Annotated in this window: 3 protein-coding genes and 1 pseudogene; all 4 read right to left on the minus strand. The window is 67.6% G+C overall.

Going from position 1 to position 2,732, the window contains the following annotated elements; genetic code table 11:
• Positions 1-239: pseudogene (locus VF522_RS04670) on the minus strand (sorbosone dehydrogenase family protein); the annotation flags it as partial.
• A gap of 28 nt (positions 240-267) precedes the next feature.
• A complete protein-coding gene (locus VF522_RS04675; RefSeq protein ID WP_330907067.1) occupies positions 268-1,155 on the minus strand; it encodes an amidohydrolase family protein in 888 nt (295 codons plus the stop codon).
• Between the two features lie 5 nt (positions 1,156-1,160).
• Entirely contained in the window at positions 1,161-1,967 is an 807-nt protein-coding gene (locus tag VF522_RS04680; RefSeq protein WP_330907068.1) for a transporter substrate-binding domain-containing protein, read from the minus strand.
• Between the two features lie 41 nt (positions 1,968-2,008).
• Positions 2,009-2,728, minus strand: a complete 720-nt coding sequence (locus VF522_RS04685) for an amino acid ABC transporter ATP-binding protein (protein WP_330907069.1) — start codon at positions 2,726-2,728, stop codon at positions 2,009-2,011.
• Positions 2,729-2,732: the final 4 nt, after the last annotated feature.

Raw genomic sequence — 2,732 nt, forward strand, 5'->3', positions numbered from 1 at the left:
GCGGCGAAGGCGTTCACCTTCAATCCAGCCGCTGCGACCGGCAGCTGCCCTTCGGACCAGCCGCGCGCCGTCGGCATCTTCAGCGTCGGTACCGCGCCTTGCGGCCGGCCTGGCGGGATGTGGGGAGCGCTCCCGACGGCCTCCGGCGGCATGGGCCCCTGCGTCCAGCGCCGCCACACCAGGGCGGCCCCGCCGGCCAGCGCCACGCCGCGGGCGAAGAGGCTCGTACGTCCACTCATCGTTTCTTCCTTGTTGTTGTTCGACAGGCTACGCAGGGATGCGATAGATCCGGCGCGCATTCTCCACGAACAGCTGCGCCCGCTCCTGCGCGCTGAAATCGGCGACGAACCCCTCGAAGGCTTCGAAGATGCTCTGGTACGACGCGCACAGGCTGTCCAGCGGGTAGTTGCTGCCGAACATGCAGCGATCCACCCCGAACAGCTCGATCACCTCCAGCACGACGCGCCGGTTGGCATCGGCTCGCCATCGGTAGCCGGCTTCGCCGATGCCGCTGATCTTGATGGCCACGTTCGGCTGAGCGGCCATCCCGGACAGCGCCGTGCGCCAGGCCCGCATGCCTTCCTCGCTGCGGTCCGACGGCATGCCCGCATGATTGATGACGATGCGCGTTCCCGGGAACTGCGCGGCCACGCGCACCGCTTCGTGCAGGTGCCAGAACGGCGTCTGCACTTCGTAGTGCAAGCCCAGGGGCTCCAGCCGCGCGTAGCCTTGCAGCCAGGCGGCATCGGTCATGCCGCCGGGTGGACCGCCCGGCGCGGCGTTGGCGCGCGGCTTCTGCCGCACGCCACGCACGAAATCGAAAGCCGCCAGCTGTTCGAGCGTGCTGGCCGCGTCCGGCTGGTGCAGCCACGCCTGCCCCACGGCGACGGAGGGCAGGCCGCACTGTTCGCGCAGCGTCGCGATGAAGCGCATCTCCCCGATCGGATCCTTCGGGTCCCAATCCGCCTCGACGTGCACGCTGCCGAGCAGGTTCACGCTTGCCGTGTCGCGCGCGTAGTCCGCCGGCAGGTAAGGCCGCTTCAGCGCGGAGTGGTCGCCGTAGCGATGCGGGGGAGCCCCCGCATCGTTCAACCACGGGTAGTAGTGCGCTTCCGGATCGTAGAAGTGGTGGTGGGTGTCGACCAGGGCCAGCATGGCCCTTACTTCGCCGCCAGCCACTTCTCCACGACGTCCTTCGGGATCTCGGTGCCGTGGTACTTCTTGAAGATCTCGTTCAGCTTGCCGTTCTTGTGGTTGGCGCGCACCCAGTCGTTCACCCAGGCCAGCAGCTTCGGATCGTCCTTGCGCACGCCGATGCCGAGGTCGTTGACGCGCAGCACGAACTTCATCTCCAGGTTGCGGTGCGGCGCCTTCTGCTGCATGGTCTGGAAGAGGGCGTTGGACGTGCCCACCAGGTCGGCCTGGCCGGTCACCACCGCGGTGATCACGCCGGCATCGTCGTCGTAGCGCACCACGTTGGCGCCCTTCGCGTTGTCCGTCAGGTCCTTGTCCTGCGTCGTGCTGCGGTTCACCGCGACGCTCTTGCCGGCCAGGTCGGCCATGCTTTTCACGTTGACGCCCTTGACGCCGCCCACCAGCGAGATCTGCGGCGCGTAGGGGATCGAATAGTCGACGACCTTGGCGCGCTCCGGCGTCCATGCCAGCGTCGAGATGATGAGGTCGGCCTTGCCGGTCTGCAGGTTCGGGATCCGGGTGGCGCCGACCGTCGGCACCACTTCGAGCGCGGCGCCGAGGTCCTTGGCCAGCAGCACGGCCACGTCGTAGTCCGAGCCCGTGGGCTTCATGTTCGCGTCCGTCATGCCCGACGGCGGCACCGCCAGGTCGATCGAGATGCGGACCTTCTTGTTCGCGCGGATCGTGTCCAGCGTGTCGGCATGGGCGCCGAAGAAGGCCGTGGACAGGGTGGCCAGCAGCAGTGCGCGGCGGAACAGGTTCTTGTGGTTCATGTCGTCTCCAGTGGTTGCAGGGAAGGAACTACGGACTACTCTCAGAGGCCGGTGCCGAGGAACTGTTGCAGTTCCGCCGTCTGCGGCCGGTCGAACATCTCGCGGCCGCCCTGTTCGTGGACGCGGCCCTTGTGCATGAACAGCGTGGTGTCGGCGACGTTGCGGGCGAAGGCCATCTCGTGGGTGACCAGCACCATGGTCATCCCGCCGGCGGCCAGGTCGGCCATCACCTTGAGGACTTCGCCCGTGAGTTGCGGGTCGAGGGCCGAGGTCACTTCGTCGAACAGCATGACCTGAGGCTCCATCGCGAGCGAGCGCGCGATGGCCACGCGCTGCTGCTGGCCGCCGGAAAGCTGCTCCGGGTAGCTTTGCGCCTTGTCGGACAGGCCCACCTGCGCCAGCACGCGGGCCGTGAGCTCGTTCGCCTCGGCGCGCGTCTTGCCCTTGCTGTGCCGCGGCGCCAGTGCGATGTTCTCGGCGGCCGTGAGGTGCGGGAACAGGTTGTAGCTCTGGAAGACGATGCCGACATCCTGCCGCAGCGCCCGAAGATCGATATCGGCGGCGTCGACGCGGTGCTCGCAGACGCGGATTTCACCTGAATCGATCTTCTCGAAGCGGTCGATGCAGCGCAGTGCCGTGCTCTTGCCGGAGCCGGAGCGGCCGATCAGCGCCAGCACTTCGCCGCGCTGAACGGCAAAGGACACACCATCGAGCACCCGTAGCGGGCCAAAGCTCTTCTGCACGTCGCGGAGCGACACGATCGGT

The sequence above is a fragment of the Ramlibacter sp. genome (assembly GCF_036383835.1).
Classification (GTDB): Bacteria; Pseudomonadota; Gammaproteobacteria; order Burkholderiales; family Burkholderiaceae_C; genus Ramlibacter.